The 15998-nt window shown below is 63.8% G+C and carries 16 protein-coding genes and 4 pseudogenes; 2 read left to right on the top strand and 18 right to left on the bottom strand.

Going from position 1 to position 15998, the window contains the following annotated elements:
- The 9 genes and pseudogenes from ABIS05_RS22400 to ABIS05_RS22440 form a co-directional block, all read right to left on the bottom strand.
- Positions 1-210 carry a DUF2933 domain-containing protein gene (locus ABIS05_RS22400; RefSeq protein WP_348063335.1) on the bottom strand — a complete coding sequence of 70 codons (210 nt, stop codon included), beginning with the start codon at positions 208-210 and terminating at the stop codon, positions 1-3.
- 42 nt (positions 211-252) lie between these two features.
- Positions 253-1845, bottom strand: a complete 1593-nt coding sequence (locus ABIS05_RS22405; protein WP_348012973.1) for an oleate hydratase — start codon at positions 1843-1845, stop codon at positions 253-255.
- 7 nt (positions 1846-1852) lie between these two features.
- Positions 1853-3130 (bottom strand): MFS transporter, encoded by a 1278-nt coding sequence (locus ABIS05_RS22410; RefSeq protein ID WP_348012974.1) that lies wholly within the window; start codon positions 3128-3130, stop codon positions 1853-1855.
- Positions 3131-3295: 165 nt separating this feature from the next.
- On the bottom strand, positions 3296-6025 hold the full coding sequence (locus tag ABIS05_RS22415) for a heavy metal translocating P-type ATPase (protein WP_348012975.1): 2730 nt from the start codon (positions 6023-6025) through the stop codon (positions 3296-3298).
- Positions 6026-6099: 74 nt separating this feature from the next.
- Positions 6100-6492 carry a hypothetical protein gene (locus tag ABIS05_RS22420; protein WP_348012976.1) on the bottom strand — a complete coding sequence of 131 codons (393 nt, stop codon included), beginning with the start codon at positions 6490-6492 and terminating at the stop codon, positions 6100-6102.
- Positions 6493-6599: 107 nt separating this feature from the next.
- On the bottom strand, positions 6600-7088 hold the full coding sequence (locus ABIS05_RS22425; protein WP_348012977.1) for a heavy-metal-associated domain-containing protein: 489 nt from the start codon (positions 7086-7088) through the stop codon (positions 6600-6602).
- A gap of 36 nt (positions 7089-7124) precedes the next feature.
- A pseudogene (locus ABIS05_RS22430) lies at positions 7125-7519 on the bottom strand (polyphosphate kinase 2); the annotation flags it as partial.
- Positions 7520-7567: 48 nt separating this feature from the next.
- Positions 7568-7768 (bottom strand): annotated as a pseudogene (locus tag ABIS05_RS22435) (hypothetical protein); the annotation flags it as partial.
- The gene (locus ABIS05_RS22440) at positions 7765-8976 is read right to left on the bottom strand and encodes an acetate/propionate family kinase (RefSeq protein ID WP_348012978.1); all 1212 of its coding nucleotides are present in this window, start codon (positions 8974-8976) and stop codon (positions 7765-7767) included. The pseudogene ABIS05_RS22435 and the gene ABIS05_RS22440, both read right to left, overlap by 4 nt.
- Before the next feature lie 267 nt (positions 8977-9243).
- On the opposite strand from ABIS05_RS22440, the gene ABIS05_RS22445 reads away from it, so the two are divergent.
- The gene (locus ABIS05_RS22445; RefSeq protein WP_348012979.1) at positions 9244-10347 is read left to right on the top strand and encodes a transaldolase; all 1104 of its coding nucleotides are present in this window, start codon (positions 9244-9246) and stop codon (positions 10345-10347) included.
- Between the two features lie 118 nt (positions 10348-10465).
- On the opposite strand, the gene ABIS05_RS22450 is transcribed toward ABIS05_RS22445, so the two are convergent.
- Positions 10466-10840 (bottom strand): hypothetical protein, encoded by a 375-nt coding sequence (locus ABIS05_RS22450; RefSeq protein ID WP_348063336.1) that lies wholly within the window; start codon positions 10838-10840, stop codon positions 10466-10468.
- A gap of 5 nt (positions 10841-10845) precedes the next feature.
- Between ABIS05_RS22450 and ABIS05_RS22455 the strand changes: the two are divergent.
- A pseudogene (locus ABIS05_RS22455) lies at positions 10846-11275 on the top strand (transposase); the annotation flags it as partial.
- A 16-nt stretch (positions 11276-11291) separates the two neighbouring features.
- On the opposite strand, the pseudogene ABIS05_RS22460 reads toward ABIS05_RS22455, so the two are convergent.
- The 8 genes and pseudogenes from ABIS05_RS22460 to ABIS05_RS22495 all read right to left on the bottom strand — a co-directional run.
- Positions 11292-11494, bottom strand: a pseudogene (locus ABIS05_RS22460) (IS21 family transposase); the annotation flags it as partial.
- 121 nt (positions 11495-11615) lie between these two features.
- Positions 11616-12335, bottom strand: a complete 720-nt coding sequence (locus tag ABIS05_RS22465; RefSeq protein ID WP_348012981.1) for a Crp/Fnr family transcriptional regulator — start codon at positions 12333-12335, stop codon at positions 11616-11618.
- 193 nt (positions 12336-12528) lie between these two features.
- Positions 12529-13023, bottom strand: a complete 495-nt coding sequence (locus ABIS05_RS22470) for a hypothetical protein (RefSeq protein ID WP_348012982.1) — start codon at positions 13021-13023, stop codon at positions 12529-12531.
- Complete coding sequence (locus ABIS05_RS22475; protein ID WP_348012983.1) at positions 13020-13514, bottom strand: TPM domain-containing protein; 495 nt, start codon at positions 13512-13514, stop codon at positions 13020-13022. Before ABIS05_RS22475 ends, ABIS05_RS22470 begins: the two co-directional genes overlap by 4 nt.
- A gap of 2 nt (positions 13515-13516) precedes the next feature.
- On the bottom strand, positions 13517-14365 hold the full coding sequence (locus tag ABIS05_RS22480; protein WP_348013013.1) for a YgcG family protein: 849 nt from the start codon (positions 14363-14365) through the stop codon (positions 13517-13519).
- An 11-nt stretch (positions 14366-14376) separates the two neighbouring features.
- The gene (locus tag ABIS05_RS22485) at positions 14377-15021 is read right to left on the bottom strand and encodes a LemA family protein (RefSeq protein WP_348012984.1); all 645 of its coding nucleotides are present in this window, start codon (positions 15019-15021) and stop codon (positions 14377-14379) included.
- Entirely contained in the window at positions 15018-15716 is a 699-nt protein-coding gene (locus ABIS05_RS22490) for a DUF6629 family protein (protein WP_348012985.1), read from the bottom strand. The genes ABIS05_RS22485 and ABIS05_RS22490 overlap by 4 nt, the downstream gene beginning before the upstream one ends.
- Positions 15716-15976, bottom strand: coding sequence for a hypothetical protein (locus ABIS05_RS22495; protein ID WP_348012986.1), 261 nt, complete (start codon positions 15974-15976; stop codon positions 15716-15718). Before ABIS05_RS22495 ends, ABIS05_RS22490 begins: the two co-directional genes overlap by 1 nt.
- Between the last annotated feature and the right edge of the window lie 22 nt (positions 15977-15998).

Below are 15998 nucleotides of genomic sequence, written 5' to 3' on the forward strand. Positions count from 1 at the left end.
CTAGTGACGGTGCGTGCCTGTATCGGCCGGGGGCGCCGCCGGACGGGCGCCCCCGGCTATTGGAACTTGCGCATCAGTTGCGTCGCGGCGGCCGGTCCGTTCCAAACCGTGGCCTGCGTGTCCCCCGTGGCCGCCGTGCCCGAACAGATGCATCGCCACAAACGCGATGCCGAAAAGTACCCAGATCCAGTTTTGTGCCAGCCAGTCCATGATGTTCTCCTTGAAGAGGCAAACGGGGGAGCGGTGCGATGCCTACTTCAGCATCGCCTTGACGGAGTTGAACAACACGCTCGGGTCGTGATGACCTTTGTAGATCGGCGATACCTCTTTGTCCAAGCCCAGCAGCGAGAACACGGCGATCTGTGCCGACCGGACCGAGTATTCGACGGTAAACACAACGTCGTCCGCGATCTCGCAGAACTGTCCGAGAAAGGCGAAATTCAGTGCGCCCTTCGGCACCACGGCGGGCCGGTCGCCGGCCGATCGCACCAGGAACTGACTGGTGATGAACGGCATCATGCAAGGAATGCAATTGGCCGTTTTGAGCAACGCTTGTGTCTTTGCTTCGAAGCGCAAGTGGCCAAACAACTCGGCGAGTATTTCTGCACCCGAGCAGTCCGACATCTTCTTTTTGACGTGGTTGCCTTCAGCGTGGGGAAACAAGCCATAGCCCCAGCACACGGTAACGCCTTCGGGTTGATTCAAGAAGTGGGGCTGGTGTGGCAACACCACCGACATCAGCCAGTTTGAATCCTTGAACGTCACCAGGCCACCTGTGCCGGCCTCGTTGCCACTGAACTCCTGCATCATGCGAAAGAACAACGGGTCGTCGAAGGTCACGCTGAACGATTCCCACAGCGACTGTTCGACGTTGCCGTCGAATACCGACGGTTGCCCGAATTCCGGTCGATCTTTCGCGATGGAGTGCCACAGCGCCCACGATCCTTTCGAGGGTTGTGCCTCGCGGCTTGGCGCTGAAGTCATGCTGCCCAAGGTGGAGCCGGCCGTCATGGAACCAAGCGTGGTGAACACACAGTCGTGCTCGCCAATGGCGATGTGTCCGGGTTTGCCGTTCCGCAGAAGGCGGATGTGTTCGACCCGCGTCTCGTTCGCGCTAGTCTTGAAGTCCAGTGCCGTGACCTGGGTGTTCAGGTCGAAATGCACGCCTTGCGCAAGCAGCCACTTCATCAGCGGCCGGACGATGGCGTCGTACTGGTTGTACGGTGTGCGGCGGACGCCTGCCAGCGTCTCGATGCGCGGGAACTCCTGGATGAAGCGCAGCATGTAGCGCTTGAATTCCACCGCGCTGTGCCAAGGCTGGAAGGCGAAGATGGTGCACCACATGAACCAGAAGTTGGTCTCGAAGAACGCGGGCTGAAAGTACCCGTCGATCCTTCGCTTGCCCAGCGATGCTTCGGACTCGATCATGAGTTCCATCAGGTCGAGCCGGTCGCGCGCACTAAACCCGTGTGACGAAACGTCTACCGGCCTGCCGTTGGCGACTAGTCGGCTCCGGGCATGCGACCTGAAGGTTTCGTTGAAGTCGAAGAACTCCTGCTTCACCGTCTTCTGCGGATCGGTGAGCGAGGGGATGAACGACATCAGGTCGAAGGTGCAGGTGTAGGCTTCTTCGTCGAACATCCTGCCGCCCCGCATGACGTAGCCGCGCGCCGCAGTGCCCTGGGCATCCAAACTGCCGCCGGTCTGGTCGGACTCTTCAAGGACGTGGATCTTGTCGCCGTTGAGGCGGCCGTCACGCAGCAGATACGCCGCGGTGGCCAAGCCGGCAATGCCGCCGCCGACGATGGTGGCGCCTGTCTTTGCAATGTCGATGCGGTCGGTCATGGTGAGTTCAGTTTGGTGTGGGTGAAAGTTCGGCGTCTCGCGTAGTGCTCGGGGCCTTCCACCACGAAGGGCGGAGAAACAGCAAGATCAGAATCGCGAGCAGCGGCGCCGCCAGCCAGCCGAAGCTGAGCCGTTCAACGGCACCGAACAGCCAGCCGCTGGCAACCGACCCGAGCGTTTGCCCCAAGGCGCCAGCGGCTGCTAAGCCACCCATCGTCACGCCCAAGCTGCGATGCAAGGCTCCGGCGGCAAGGAAAGCAATGACCGGCAGGACCAGGCCGGTACCAGCCGACGTCAAGCTGACCCCGATGTACATCCCTGTGTTGGTTTGATGCAGCGCCAGCACAGCCAGGCCTGCCATGCCAAGCACAGAACCGGCTGCGACGAACTGGCGCGGTGGCGCTTTGTCGAGCAGCCCGGTGAAGAACAGCAGCGCGTTGATGCCCAGCATGACCAAGCTACATTCGGCGAACATCATCGCCACCTGCTGTGTCGTGAGCTCGGCGTGCTGCCGGCCCTGCAGCACGATGCCCAGCTCGAAGCCGGAGAGGACCAGGTTCACTGCCACGGCTAACCACCACAGCGCGGCAAAGCCTGCGGGCGCGCTTGCAGCGGGGTCGGCATCAGATTCGGCAGTGCCCTCGTGCTTGGGCAAGGTCAGCGCCAGGCCCAGCATCATCAACGCCCCGAGCAGGGCCGAAAGAATGATGACGATGCGGGTTGACAGGGCGGCCAACGCAGCGCCGTTGCTGAACACCGCGGCCAGGGCATCGGCCACAGCATTCAAACCCGGCCCGAACAGGAAGCCCAGCAGCGAGGATGCACCCAACCAGGCGAAGCGGCGCGCCCGAATCGCCTTGGGCGTGTGTGCTGCCACCAGCGCTGGCACCAACGGCACCACGGCGGCGACGAACAGCCCGGCCGCCGCACGCAAAACGTAGATGGTCCAAAGGCCGCCCATCGCAGGCAGCAGCAGCAGCAGGCTGGCGACATAGCCGACCAGGCCGAGGATCAGGATGCGGGGTCGGCCTCCGCGGTCGGAGATCCACCCCCAGATCGGCGCGCCGACCAGCACTCCAGCCGTGTAGGCCCCGCTCAGAAAGCCGACATGCCGGGCGACTTCGGTAGGAGTTGATCCGGGCATTTTCTGCGAAAGCCAAGCCGGCAATAGTGGCAGCAAGGCGCCATAGCCGGCCGACACCACGAACACTGCAGCTGCCAGGAAGAACAGCTGCAGCGGCCGCAGATCGTCGGCAACTTGTGGCTTGGCGGACGGGCTGTTCATCGGTACAGATGGCGCCTGGTCAGCGGCGGTGAGGTGGCGCCGGCAGAGCGTCTGGCCGCCCGCACCTGGTACACGCCGATGTCGCCGGATTCGAACTCCATGGCGCAGGTGGCCATATACAGACGCCAGAGCGCGGCTGCAGGGCAGCGGCCTTTGCCTGATGGTTCATGCGGTGACTTCTGCAGCAGCCGGTTCGGCCGCAGCGGTGGGTTTGGGTTTGGCACTCTTGATGCCAGCCAGCTTGGTACGCTTGAGAAGCAGCGCGTTGATGGCCACCACCGCCGAGCTGCCCGACATCGAGAGCGCCGCGATCTCCGGCGACAGCGTGAAGGGATAGAGCACCCCTGCGGCCAGCGGGAAGGCAATCACGTTGTACCCGACCGCCCACCACAGGTTCTGGTGCATCTTGCGCAAGGTGGCGCGGGACAGTTCGATGGCGCCGACGATGTCGTAAGGGTCGCTCTTCATTAGCACCACGTCGGCACTGTCCATCGCCACGTCGGTGCCGGCGCCGATGGCAAAGCCCACGTTCGCCTGGGTCAGCGCAGGCGCATCGTTGACGCCATCGCCAACCATGCCGACCTTCTTGCCGCTTGCTTGTAGCTCCTTGATCTTGGCGGCCTTCTGGCCTGGTAACACGTCGGACAGCACGCTGGTGATGCCCAGGTCGGCAGCGATGCGCTTGGCAGTCCCGGCGTTATCGCCCGTCAGCATCACCACCTCGATGCCCCGCTCGCGCAGTTTGGCGACAGCGGCCTTGGCGGTGGGCCGAATGGCGTCGGCGATGGCAATCAGGCCGATCACCTTGCCGTTTTGCGCCACGTGCACCACCGTCCGCCCTTCGCCTTGCAACCGCGCCGCGTCAGCTTGCAGTTTCCCGAGCGCCAGCTTCTGCGTGTCCATCAGCAGCCGGTTGCCGAGAAACACGACACCGGCGGCGGTTTGCGCCTGGGCGCCCTGGCCATCGATGCTCTTGAAGCCGGTCGGGGCGACGACCTTCAACTTCGATGCGCGGCGCAAAACGGCTTGTGCTAACGGGTGGGCCGACCCTTGCTCGACGGCTGCAGCCGCCATCAGCAACGCGTCCTCGGTGATGCCTTCGGCCATCACCATGTCCACCACCTCCGGCTTGCCGACGGTAAGCGTGCCAGTCTTGTCGAAGACGATGACGTTGAGCTTGGTGGCGTCTTCCAGAGCCGAGGCGTTTTTGAACAGGATGCCGTTGGCTGCACCCAAGCCGGTGCCCACCATCACCGCCATTGGCGTGGCCAGCCCCAGTGCATCAGGGCAGGCGATGACGAAGACGGTCATGGTCAGCGTCACCGCGAACAGCAGCGGCTCGCCAAGCCACCAGAACCACACCGCGAAGGTCAACAGCCCGATGACGATGGCGGCGACCACCAGCCACTGCGCCGCCCTGTCCGCCAGCAGTTGCGCGGGCGCCTTGGAGTTCTGCGCCTCCTGCACCAACTTGACGATCTGCGCCAGCGCTGTGTCGGAGCCCACCTTGGTGGCCTTGTAGCGGAACGTGCCACTGGTGTTGATGGTGGCACCTGCCACCTTCGCCCCGGGGCCTTTTTGCACCGGCATTGACTCGCCAGTGAGCATTGATTCATCGACAAGTGAGTCCCCCGACTCGACTGTGCCGTCCACCGGTATCTTGTTGCCGGGTCGGATCACGACGATGTCGCCCACCACCACGTCAGCCGTCGCCACTTCAACCTCGGCGCCCTTGCGCAATACGAAGGCTTTGGCTGGTGTCAATTTCATCAGTGCCTTAATGGCCGACGAAGCACCGGCGCGGGCGCGCATCTCCAGCCAGTGGCCGAGAAGGATGAACACCAGCAGCACGGAAACCGCTTCAAAGAACTGCTCGCTCTCGAAGAAGAAGGTGGCACCGACACTGAAAACGTAGCCGGTGCCGACGCTTAGCACGATCAGCGTCGCCATGTTCAGCTTGCCCTTCAGCAGTGCCCGCCAAGCCGCGACGAAGAATGGCCAACTTGGGTACAAAACAGCGGCGCTGGCCAAGCCAAACAGCCACTGATTAAGCGGCAGGCCGAAGGGCGGCGCAGGCGGCGTGAACATGCCACCCATCGGTGAGTAGATGAAGATCGGCACCGCAAAGACGAGGCAAATCCAGAAACGGTTGCGCATGTCGCGCACCATGGCGGGCAGGTCCATGTTGCCGCCGTGGCCCATTTCCTGGGCCATGTCGGACGACATTGGCGAGGAAGAGCCGCCGTGGCCTGCGTGCCCCTTGTGATTGGCGCCTGCTGTAGCGGTAGCCGCAGGCTTCTGGTCCGCAGGTCCAGGTGCTGCCGGCGACACCCATGATCGCAGCCGCCGCCACAGTGAAGCTGGCTCGGCCGGTGAGTTCGGCAGGGACGATTCGGCTGCCTTGGGTGCGGCCGCAGCATCTGAACCGGTTGCCGAAGTGTCCGGCATCTTCATGCCGGCAGGCATGGCGTCGGCGTCGGGCGTTGTCGTCGCGGCTGAGGTGGCCGGGGTGACCGGTGCGGGTGCAGCGGCTGCCGGCGCAACGGTCACGGGCGATGGCGGCGCAGCGGCCGGCGTGTCCACCTGAGGGGCTTTCATCGCGGCAGTTGCGAGGGTTGCGTGCTCGGCCGCATGGCCTGCCGGCGCACCGTCTGGCGCATGTCCATCGGGCCCAACGGGCGTGGCGGGGTTGGCCGGCTGGTGCGCCCGCAAGCGCAGTGCGGACTTGATATCGGCAACTTCCAGCCGGGTCTCGTCGTAGCGCACGGTCGCGTTCTCGGCGGCGAAGTTCACCGTCACGCTTTCGACGCCCGGCACCTCGCCGATCCGCTTTTCCACTTCTTCCACGCTCAGCACCGACAGCATGGCGTGAACTTCGATAACGCTGGTCTTCATCGTGTTTCCTTCGTCGGCTTCAGGTGCAGAGGTCCATGCCGGTGCCATAAAGCCCGCGGAGAGGCTGAATACCTTCAGTTCCGCGTTGGATGCTTGTGTTTGACGGATGTCTCCTCATCGTCTGGCCCGTCCTCGTTCCGCACCATCTCGCAAACCGCCGACGGCCTCGACATGCCGTCACGCCAAACCCAGGCCACAGGCAGAAACCGGTCGGTCTGGCTGGCGATCTCTGCTGCGGGCTGAAAGGACACCTCGAGGCCGGCTTCCACTTGCGTGACGTCATCGGGGAGCGACAGGAAGTCGCCCGTCCGTTCGTCGTGCATGTGCGGCATGAAGATGCCAAGGCCGTGGTCAGACAGTCTGCGCAGCATCTCCTGCACTTCCGGCAGCTGAACGGCTGCCTGCGCACTTCTCAACCCTGGCGGCAAACCCTGGGCAGTGGTTCGTGAAACGGTGGCTGTGGTCATGGTGATCTCCAGTGGAGCGGTGGCTGGCCCATTGCGAACTGGCTGGGTCGAATGCCAGGTGTTTGCAGTGCTCGGTACGGCGATAAACCGGGGAGTGAGATGGCGTGCTAACTCTTCTCCGGTGCTGCCTTGTCTTTCGGCTTGTCACCCGCAGCACCGTCGGATGCCGCAGCGTCGGGTTCGACGGACGGCTCGGCCGGTCGGACATCAGGCGCCGCAGAGACAGCCGCTTTGTCAGGTGCTGCGGCGGCGGGAGGGGCTGGAGTGTCTTGTGAGGCATTGGGCGAAGCAGGTGCTGCGCCTGTCGGCGGTGAAGCCGGTATCGCCGCAGGCGGCGCACCCGATGCCGGTTTACCTTCGTCGCCATCGCCCGCCGGGCCGTCAGCTGGCGAAGCGGGATCGAATCCGCGCTGGCGCACGGCTGACTTGATATCGGTCGGTTCGATCTGTGTCTCGTCGTAGCGCACTGTGGCGTTTCCGATTGCGAAGTTCACGGTTACGCTCTGCACGCCGGGAATCTCGCCGATGCGCTTCTCGACTTCGTCAACGCTGAATACGGACAACATGTCGTGCACTTCGATCGCGCTGGTTTTCATGGGGTTCCTTGGGTGTTCGGTCGTCATTGATGAAGGTCAGCGCGCCCGGCGCTGCGACTGGATGCAGTCGGGTGTGAACTCGAACGCGATGTTTGCGTCGGGCTGGACGAGCTTGTTCTTCTTGCCGGCTTAGTGCAACCGGAAAAGGATGTCGCGGCAGCAGCACCGCGGCGCGCGCCGCCAAAGTACGCCCTCCAGTGCTCGACCGCCACCGCGTCGATGGGGCTGGTCTTCCACTGTTTAAGCGGGTCACGGCGGCGTTCGGCCAGGCGACTCACCCGCCCGTCCTTGTCGATGTTGAGGTATTGCTTGAGCAGCTTGACGCCCAAGTTGACGAGCATTTTTTCGAAAGGCGGCACCGAGTGCATTAGCTCTTCGTGCTCTTCTTTCCAGCAAAAGCCCATTACATGCTCGACACCGGCGCAGTTGTACCCGCCGTGGCCCGAGCCGCAGATGTGGATCAGGTCCTGCTGGTACGTCTGGATCGCGCAGTTCAGGTGGGCGTAGATGAAGTTCTGCACCGGCGTCTTGCCCCAATGGCCGAGCAGCATGCGCTTCACGTCGCCCGGCGCCAGGGGCTGGCGCAGCAGTGTGCTGTCACACAGGTAGATCTGGCCGACAGACAGATAGTTAGCGGCGCGCCAGTAGTCGTCGATCAGCCGCAGCTCTTGCGGGGTCACGCCTGGGCCTTGTCGGGCTGCGATGAGTAGCCCAACACACGGCAGACCGAGCGCGCCAGCATCAACGCCTCGTTGGTGCGAATGACGCGCACCTGCACCCGGCTCAAGTCGGCGGAGATCAAGTCGGCGTGCGCGGCGTTGCGGGCCTCGTCCAGCTTGAGATCGAGGAAGCCCAGGCCTTCGCAAATGCGGGCTCGCACCAGCGCCGCGTTCTCGCCGATGCCGCCAGCAAACACCAGCGTGTCCAGCCCGCCCAGCGCGGCGGCGTAGGAGCCGACGAGCTTCTTGGCCTGGTAGCAGAACAGCGCCACGGCTTCGGCGGCGCGCGGGTCACTGGCCTCGCTGGCGAGCAGGTCGCGCATGTCGGCGCTGGTCTCCGAAAGCCCCAGCAGGCCCGACTCCTGGTTCACCATGGCGTCGAAGTGGCTTGGCGTCATGTGCTGGGTTCGTTGTAGATACAGGGCCAGGCCGGGGTCGATGTCACCGGAGCGCGTGCCCATGGGCAGCCCGCTGGCGGGCGTGAAACCCATGCTGGTGTCGATGCTGTGGCCGTTCAGCACGGCGGTCATGCTGGCGCCGTTACCTAGGTGGGCGAGGATCACGCGGCCGGCTGCCGCGTCGGTGCCGGCGGTGCGTGCCAGTTCCTCCAGCAGGTAGGCATAGGACAAGCCGTGGAAGCCGTAGCGCTGCACGCCCAGCGCCTGCAGCCTGCGCGGCACGGCCATCAGCCGGGCGACGGCAGGCATTTGGTGGTGGAAGGCGGTGTCGAAGCAGGCGACCTGCGGGATGTGGGCCAGGCGCTGGCTGCAGGCCTGCATGAGCTCGATCTCGCCGGGCAGGTGATTGGGGTCGACGTCGACGACGCGGGCCAGGTCGGCCATCAACTCGGGCGTGACCGCCTGGGGCTCGGTGTGGCCCATGCCGTGCACAACGCGGTGGCCCACGGCGCTCACGGTGTGCAGCAGGTTTTCGGCGGCGAGGCAGTCCATCAGCTCGCCGGTTGCACTGCGGTAGTCGGTGGCAGAGCTGGGCGTTTCGACCCACCGGCCGTCAGCGGCGCTGAAGCCCATTCGGGAATAGCCCATGCCGATACGCTCCAGCTTGCCGTGGCGCAGCCGCTCAAGTTTGTCGCCGAGTCGATAAAGGCTGAAACGGATGCTGGACGAGCCACCGTTCAGGGTCAGGATGACCGGATGAGTGGTTTGCATGGGGCGTCCTAGGAAGCTGGCGGAAAGCCGCGAGCCAGTGTGTCCAGGACCCTGCCGGAGGTCTGTCTGTCAGCGCACAGACACCTCCGGATGCAGCGCCGAGAGTCCGCCTTGGGGACCGCTCCGGCCTCTGTCATCGTCGTCACAGGAGCACTGCATGACCGCACCCTTGTTCTTTTTGCGCGCAGATGAGCGTCGGGGAGTTCAAGTTATTGCGCCGTTCGAGTTGAACTTGTCGTCCGTGCTCGCCAAACCCATGGAGGCACGATGAGCGATACCCTTCACCTCCTGCGAGAGCGCGGCCAGAGCCTCTGGCTGGATCAGGTCAGCCGGGAGCTGTTGACTGACGGCGCGCTGGCGTACTACATCCGCGTTCTTGGCGTGAGCGGTTTGACGTCGAACCCAACCCTGTTCGAGCACGCTCTCGGCCACGGCTGCGCGTATGACGACGACATCGTTCGACTGGCGCGCCACGGTGACACCGTCGAAGCGCTCTTCTTCAGGCTTGCGCTGCAGGACCTGCGCGCCGCCGCCGACGAGCTGCAGCCGAGTTTCGAGGAGAGTGGAGGGCTAGACGGCTGGGCGTCACTGGCGGTTTCGCCATTGCTGGCCCACAACGCCGCCCGGACCATTCAGGCCGCTGCCGCGCTGCATGACGCAGCCAACCGCGACAACCTTTTCATCCAGATCCCCGGCACGGCGGTGGGCATGGAGGCGGTCGAGGAATCTATCTTCGCGGGCATCCCAGTCAACGTCACGCTGCTGTTTTCGAGCGAGCATTACCTGGCCGCCTCTCGGGCCTATGCCCGAGGTATTGAGCGGCGCCTGATTGCGGGCTTGAGCCCACGCGTGGCCTGTGTGACCTCGCTCTTCGTTAGCCGCTGGGACCCGGTGGTCAAGCGGCGCTTGCCGCTTGGCCCGCAACAGCGGCTGGGCTTGGCCATGGCTAAGCGTACCTACCGTGCCCATGTCGAACTGCTGGCCTCGCCGCGATGGCAAGCCTTGGCTAGTGCAGGCGCCCGGCCACAGCGCCTTCTCTGGGCGAGCAGCGGCGGCAATGACTCGGCCGCAGCCGACACGTTCTATATCCAGTCCCTCATGGCGCCGGGCACCATCAGCGCGATTCCGGAGGCCACCTTGCTGGCTTTGGCGGAGCACGGTGAACTCGGCCCGCCGTTGCCTGGCGACGGCGGTGACGCGGAGATTGTGATCGCCGAATTCAAACGCGCCGGTTTGGACGATGGGGTGGTGGCCGCCCGCTTGCAGCGCGACGAAACCGACGCCTATGCGGACTCTTGGCATGCCCTGATGCTGCACATGGCGCCAAGATTGGTCCCTCGGTTGTTCAGTAGGACAACGTTAAACAAGTAAACGATCTCGCCTCTGCGTAGCCCAAGAGGATTCCGAAGGTGCCGGCGCGTCATCTGACGGCGGATTTGGCTTCGCCCGTCTCGCGGGCGGCGACTTCTCCCTTACGGGCCGGCCCCCATCAGCACAGCGAAAGCGCCGCGCCGACCAGCAATATCAAGGCGGCGGCCCAGAACGGCATCATCGGAGTCAGCGTGAAAAGTGAACCCGCATCCGTCGAACCAAGCGCCTGCCCCTGGTTCCCGGCAGCAGCCTGCTGACCCAGCAATTTCCCCGGTTTCGCCGACTGACGTTCAAGCAGTTCATAGGACAGGACGGGACCTACCATTCCGACCCCTGTTGCAACCACGGCGATCATCAATCCCAGCGACCCACCGCCGGGCATTAGTGATGAGACGCCAGTGCCAAGGCCGAGCCCGAAAATGCTGCAGCCAGTCAGCGCTGATCGATACGGCTGCACCGATGACAGCAGCAGCGTCGACTGCGCCACGAGCATCGCCAGCCCGACGCAAGTTCCACGAGTTGTGAGTCAACCACCAGACCAAGGTGGGCGAGCAGGCGCTGAAGTTCTTCCAGGCGCTGTACGACGTCGAGCGGGATGTGGCGGACCTCGACAGCACTGAGCGCCGAGCACAGCGCCTTGAGCGGGCCAAACCCGTCGCCGATGCGCTCAAACTGTGGCTCGACGAGCAGCGGCAGAAGGTGCCGGACGGGTCGGCGACCGCGAAGGCGCTCGACTACAGCCGACAACGGTGGGAAGCGCTCACGCGCTACCTCGACGACGGGCGGCTGCCCATCGACAACAACTGGGTCGAAAACCAGATCAGACCGATCGCTCGGGCGCTCAAACTGGCTCTTCGCCGGCAGTCTGCGCGCGGGCAAGCGAGCAGCGGCCGTCATGAGCTTGCTGCACTCGGCGCGCATCAACGGGCTGGTCTGCGCGGCGCGGCGAAAACAAAGGTGTAGTTCGAGGCCCCGAGGACGGCCACGAAGATCTGGGCGCGCGAGATCTCACCGGTGCCTGCATCGACGATGGGGCTGGTGTCGCCGGCGTAGTCGATGAACAGCTTCTCTCCGGCGACGTGCACCTGGCGCATCGAGCGCTGTTGCGTCTTGGCGACTCGCGGTATTTGATGCAGAAGCTGGTGTATTTGCAGGCCAGCGGGTTGGCGCTGGCCTACTCCTCCCAAAGCAGCATCAGCGTAGCCTTAACCAGTCCAAGCTTTGTCCGCGCCCCCCATTGATAACAAGCCGGGCCGGTGGGTGCCACTTCAGCTCGCGGCTCGCTCGGGCAGCAGCCGGTCGTATTCCTCCTTCACGACCGAATAGCACTCGCAGCTGCGCTCCTCCAGGCCTGCCCGGTCCAGCACGGTGATGTGACCGCGCGCGTAGCGGATCAGGCCGGCGTCCTGCAGCTTGAGTGCCGCCTCGGTGACGCCCTCCCGACGCACGCCCAGCATGTTGGCAATAAGCTCTTGGGTCATCGCCAGTTCATTGCCGCTGAGCCGGTCCAAGCTCAGCAGCAGCCAGCGGCAGAGCTGCTGGTCCAGCAAGTGGTGGCGGTTGCAGACTGCGGTCTGAGCCATCTGCGTGATCAGGGCCTGCGTGTAGCGCAGCAGCAGATGCAGCACCGGACCGCTGCGACTGAACTCTTCCTTCAACACCGCCGCACGCAAGCGATAACCCCGGCCAGCGCTTTGCACCACGGCGCGGCTGGTGGTTGATTCCCCGCCCATGAAGAGCGAGACCCCCACAAGGCCTTCATGGCCCACCACCGCGATCTCGGCCGAAGCGCCGTCCTCCATCACGTAGAGCAGCGACACGATGGACGTAGTTGGGAAATATACGTGGCTGAGCACACTGCCGGACTCGTAGAGCACGCGGCCCAGCGGCAGATCCACGGTTTCGAGCAAAGGCTGCCAGCGCAGCCACTCGGCTGGGGGCAGCGCGGCGAGCAACTGGTTGGATAGTGGATCTTGGCCACGGGGCATAGGCTCGCTCCGGTGTATCGGGAAAGGCGCCTCGAGTGCTTTGCAAATGTAGACCAAGAGTGGCCCGAACAATATTCTTTACCGAACACACGCCCCGACCATGGCGCCCAGCAGCAGCATCGCGGCCCTGGCGATTGGCAACGTAGTCACTGCCGTCGGCCGGCGCCGGCCAAGCGCGTCTGCGGCCATGTCCCTACCGCCTCGCGATATGCAGCACGAGGCTTGCCAGCCAAACCAGTGGGGGAGCGAGCAACAGCCACCTGAAATCTGAGTTGAGGTCGAAATTGATCGCGCTCATCAGCGCCACGGTCAGGACCCCTGTCAGTGCGATGGCCCACGAGACGCTCTTCAGTCCCCGCGGCATCGCAACCCAGGCCACGAAGACGGTGAGCACACCCGCTCCCGCGATGAACCCCCCCATGACCGTGAACACCCGCCGCAGCCACCCCTCCAGGCCAGGCAGCGACGCCCGAACCCGATCAAGCGAGCTGCCCATGAAGCGCGTGTCTTCTGGCAACAAGGGCGGTCGCAGAAAGATGAAGTAAAGGCCCAGCACCACCAGCCAGACGCCGCAAGCCGCCAGCATCCAGGTCGCAGCGTTATGCGATGGGTCGCGTGTACTCACGGTGCTCACTGCCACGGGAATACCGGCAGCGACACGGCGCCGGGTTCGATCCTTGTTCTTCACAGCACCACCGGCTTATCGGGCAGTTCATTCCCACGATCATCTGCAGGAAAATGGCGTACGAGATGCTGCGTCACCGCCTGCACGCCGCTGAGCACGCCGACTTCATAGTTCGATGTCTTGAACGCTGCTTCCATCTGGTGGCAGACCTTGCGCCACTCGTCGGCGCCGACCTTGGCGTGGATGCCGCGGTCCGCCACGATCTCTACCGCTCTATCGGCGAGCAAGAGATAGATCAGCAAGCCGTTGTTGTGCTGGGTATCCCAAACTCGAAGTTGCGCAAAGAGTTCGATGGCCCTTTCCTTGGGTGACTGCCCTTTGAAGAGCGGCATGCCATCCAATGCACCTTCGACAACGAACCGGATCTCGCCGGCATGGGTGGTCTCGCTGGACTTGATCGCCTTCTCGATCGCGTTCAACGCGCTTGGGGGAAAGGCCCGAGTAACCCGGCCTTGTGTCGTCAGCACGTGCTTCAAGATGCGTTGGGCTTCCATGATCACCACCTCCCTGACGCGCCACCGCCGCCGAAGCCACCACCGCCACCGCTGAAGCCACCTCCACCGCCTCGCCCGCCGCCGTAGTAACCACCCAAGCCACCCCTGCCGCGCCCGCCCATTCCTACGCCGAGCAGTGTGATGAACAGTGCGATCACACCTGCTCCCAAGGCCATTGAAACGGCACCAACGACGAACCAAGCAATCACCGCAACCACACCCCCGGTGACCAAAGAACCGGGAACCTTGCCAAGCGTGGCGCGCAGTACACCGCCCACAGCGAGGGCGAGAATGAAGAGCACAGGCGCGTATTGCTGAACGCCGCCAATGCTCGTGGCCGGAGTGTTGCTGGGCTCCGGTAAGGGCTCCCCGTCGACGACGCTGATCATCTGCGCGACGCCGGCCGTGATGCCGCCAGAGAAGTCCTGCGCCTTGAACCGGGGAAGGATGGTCTCGCTGATGATGCGTTTGCTGGTGAGATCGTTCAGGGCACCCTCCAGGCCGTATCCCACCTCGATGCGGACGGCGCGGTCGTTCTTCGCTACGACCAAGATCGCTCCGTCGTCAACCTTCTTGCGGCCGAGCTTCCATTTTTCCGCCACCCGCAGAGCGAACTGCTCGACTTCCTCCGGCGCTGTGGAGGCGACCATCAGCACGGCGAGTTGACTGCCCTTTCTGGCTTCGAACGCTGTCAACGTTTGCTCCAAGGCGGTCGTCTGCTCCGCGGTCAGCGTGCCGGTCTGGTCGGTGACGTGTCCGGTCAGCGGTGGCACCGGCACCTGCGCACCGGCAAGCGCGAACCAGCCGAGCCCGCAGGCCAGCAGCAGTGTTCTGCCTCTTGCCCGCGCCATCCAACCGGTGGTCACTGCGCCGCCCCGGATGCAGTTCCGCCAGCTTTGGCCGGTGCCGTATCGAACCCAACGCTTGGCGGCTTCGAGATTTGCTTTTCGTTCTCGACCGCGAAGTTGGCCTTTTCCTTGTAGCCCATTGCCATCGCGGTGAGGTTGGACGGGAACGACCGCACCGTCACGTTGTACTCCTGCACCGACTTGATGTAGCGGTTGCGCGCCACCGTGATGCGGTTTTCCGTGCCCTCCAGCTGAGCCGAGAGATCGCGGAAGCCCTGATTCGCACGCAGGTTCGGGTAGTTTTCAGAGACCACCATCAGCCTCGACAGCGCTCCCGTCAGCTCGCCCTGGGCGGCCTGGAATTTCTGGAACGCAGCGGGGTCGTTGACCAGCTCTGGCGTGGCCAGGATGGAAGTTGCCCTGGAGCGCGCTTCGATCACCTTGGTGAGTGTTTCCTGTTCGAACTTTGCCTCACCCTTGACGGTAGCAACCAGGTTGGGCACCAGGTCCGCGCGCCGCTGGTACTGATTGATGACCTCGGACCAGCTCGCTTTGACTTGCTCGTCCGTCGTTTGAAAGGTGTTGTAGCCGCAGCCGCTCATCGGCAGAGTCAAGGCCAGCGTTGCGGTGAGCGTCAGGGCTCTTATTCGTTTTCTCATGTTCTTTTCTCCAAAGTGTCAGGGTTGATCGAAGGGGTTGTATGCACCTGCTGCGAGCCGTCGTGTTCGGTGGGTCGCTTTGCAAAGTGGAGATAGATGACGGCGCTCAACAGGGCGGAGAAGAAGCACCAGACCGAGATGAACCACGTCGCATAAAAGTAGTAAGCGGCGCCGAACGACAGCAGTGCCAGAGCACCGAAGACCTTCACGCCTCGAAGCGTGGACACCAGTGGACTCGCGGTGGTGGAGATCAGGTAAAGCGTCATCACCGCTGCGGCGAAGAAGTGAGGCGAGTCGTACTCGATGTGCTGGCCTGTCGGTCGCGATACCACCGGGAAGGCTACGAGCACGTAAAGCAGGTAGATGCCTACGGCTGACCCCACCAGAACAAGCGCCGTCAGTGTGCGCCGGCGCGCACCGGGCGGCTCGATCATCAGCACGGCCACGGGCAAGTAGACCGGCCACAGCACATGTGAGAAGAATGAATACGCGTGCGTCATCACCGTGTTCAGCAGAGGCGCCTCGGCGCTGAAGGTCAGCCAGATCACGCCCTCGATCAGCTGCTGCAACGCAAACAGCAACGGGATGGCGGCGAACGGCCATTCGCACGGGCGTTGCGCTGCCTTCAGCGTGAGCGCCCCGATCCCGAGCAGCACCACACCCGCAGAGAAACTGGCAGTGGCCGAGAAGCACATCAGTTGAATTGCCTGGCGGCACCCATGACCATCTGTCTTGTGCACCAGCGCGCGTGGACGGCGCTGAGCCAGAAGCCGAGCCAGGACCCCAGTGCGTTGAGCGGCAGGCTGTAGTCGACGAAGACGCGCACCAGCGACGAAGCGCCGTTGCGCGTCAGCTCAAGCCCATGCGATAACTTGTCTCTAACCTGGGCCCAACCCACTGCAATGACATCCGCTTCGCTGGTCTCGTTGCTGCGCTTGTGCTTCTTCTTGCTCATGCGCGGGCCTGCTCGGTGCAGT

The organism is Roseateles sp. (genome assembly GCF_039929605.1).
Taxonomy (GTDB): Bacteria; Pseudomonadota; Gammaproteobacteria; order Burkholderiales; family Burkholderiaceae_C; genus Pelomonas.

What these genes read in the sequence shown, in the direction of transcription:
- ABIS05_RS22400 (WP_348063335.1), bottom strand. Translation starts at nt 210, where the DNA reads ATGGACTGGCTGGCACAAAACTGGATCTGGGTACTTTTCGGCATCGCG.
- ABIS05_RS22405 (WP_348012973.1), bottom strand. Translation starts at nt 1,845, where the DNA reads ATGACCGACCGCATCGACATTGCAAAGACAGGCGCCACCATCGTCGGC.
- ABIS05_RS22410 (WP_348012974.1), bottom strand. Translation starts at nt 3,130, where the DNA reads ATGAACAGCCCGTCCGCCAAGCCACAAGTTGCCGACGATCTGCGGCCG.
- ABIS05_RS22415 (WP_348012975.1), bottom strand. Translation starts at nt 6,025, where the DNA reads ATGAAGACCAGCGTTATCGAAGTTCACGCCATGCTGTCGGTGCTGAGC.
- ABIS05_RS22420 (WP_348012976.1), bottom strand. Translation starts at nt 6,492, where the DNA reads ATGACCACAGCCACCGTTTCACGAACCACTGCCCAGGGTTTGCCGCCA.
- ABIS05_RS22425 (WP_348012977.1), bottom strand. Translation starts at nt 7,088, where the DNA reads ATGAAAACCAGCGCGATCGAAGTGCACGACATGTTGTCCGTATTCAGC.
- ABIS05_RS22440 (WP_348012978.1), bottom strand. Translation starts at nt 8,976, where the DNA reads ATGCAAACCACTCATCCGGTCATCCTGACCCTGAACGGTGGCTCGTCC.
- ABIS05_RS22445 (WP_348012979.1), top strand. Translation starts at nt 9,244, where the DNA reads ATGAGCGATACCCTTCACCTCCTGCGAGAGCGCGGCCAGAGCCTCTGG.
- ABIS05_RS22450 (WP_348063336.1), bottom strand. Translation starts at nt 10,840, where the DNA reads ATGCTCGTGGCGCAGTCGACGCTGCTGCTGTCATCGGTGCAGCCGTAT.
- ABIS05_RS22465 (WP_348012981.1), bottom strand. Translation starts at nt 12,335, where the DNA reads ATGCCCCGTGGCCAAGATCCACTATCCAACCAGTTGCTCGCCGCGCTG.
- ABIS05_RS22475 (WP_348012983.1), bottom strand. Translation starts at nt 13,514, where the DNA reads ATGGAAGCCCAACGCATCTTGAAGCACGTGCTGACGACACAAGGCCGG.
- ABIS05_RS22480 (WP_348013013.1), bottom strand. Translation starts at nt 14,365, where the DNA reads ATGGCGCGGGCAAGAGGCAGAACACTGCTGCTGGCCTGCGGGCTCGGC.
- ABIS05_RS22485 (WP_348012984.1), bottom strand. Translation starts at nt 15,021, where the DNA reads ATGAGAAAACGAATAAGAGCCCTGACGCTCACCGCAACGCTGGCCTTG.
- ABIS05_RS22490 (WP_348012985.1), bottom strand. Translation starts at nt 15,716, where the DNA reads ATGTGCTTCTCGGCCACTGCCAGTTTCTCTGCGGGTGTGGTGCTGCTC.
- ABIS05_RS22495 (WP_348012986.1), bottom strand. Translation starts at nt 15,976, where the DNA reads ATGAGCAAGAAGAAGCACAAGCGCAGCAACGAGACCAGCGAAGCGGAT.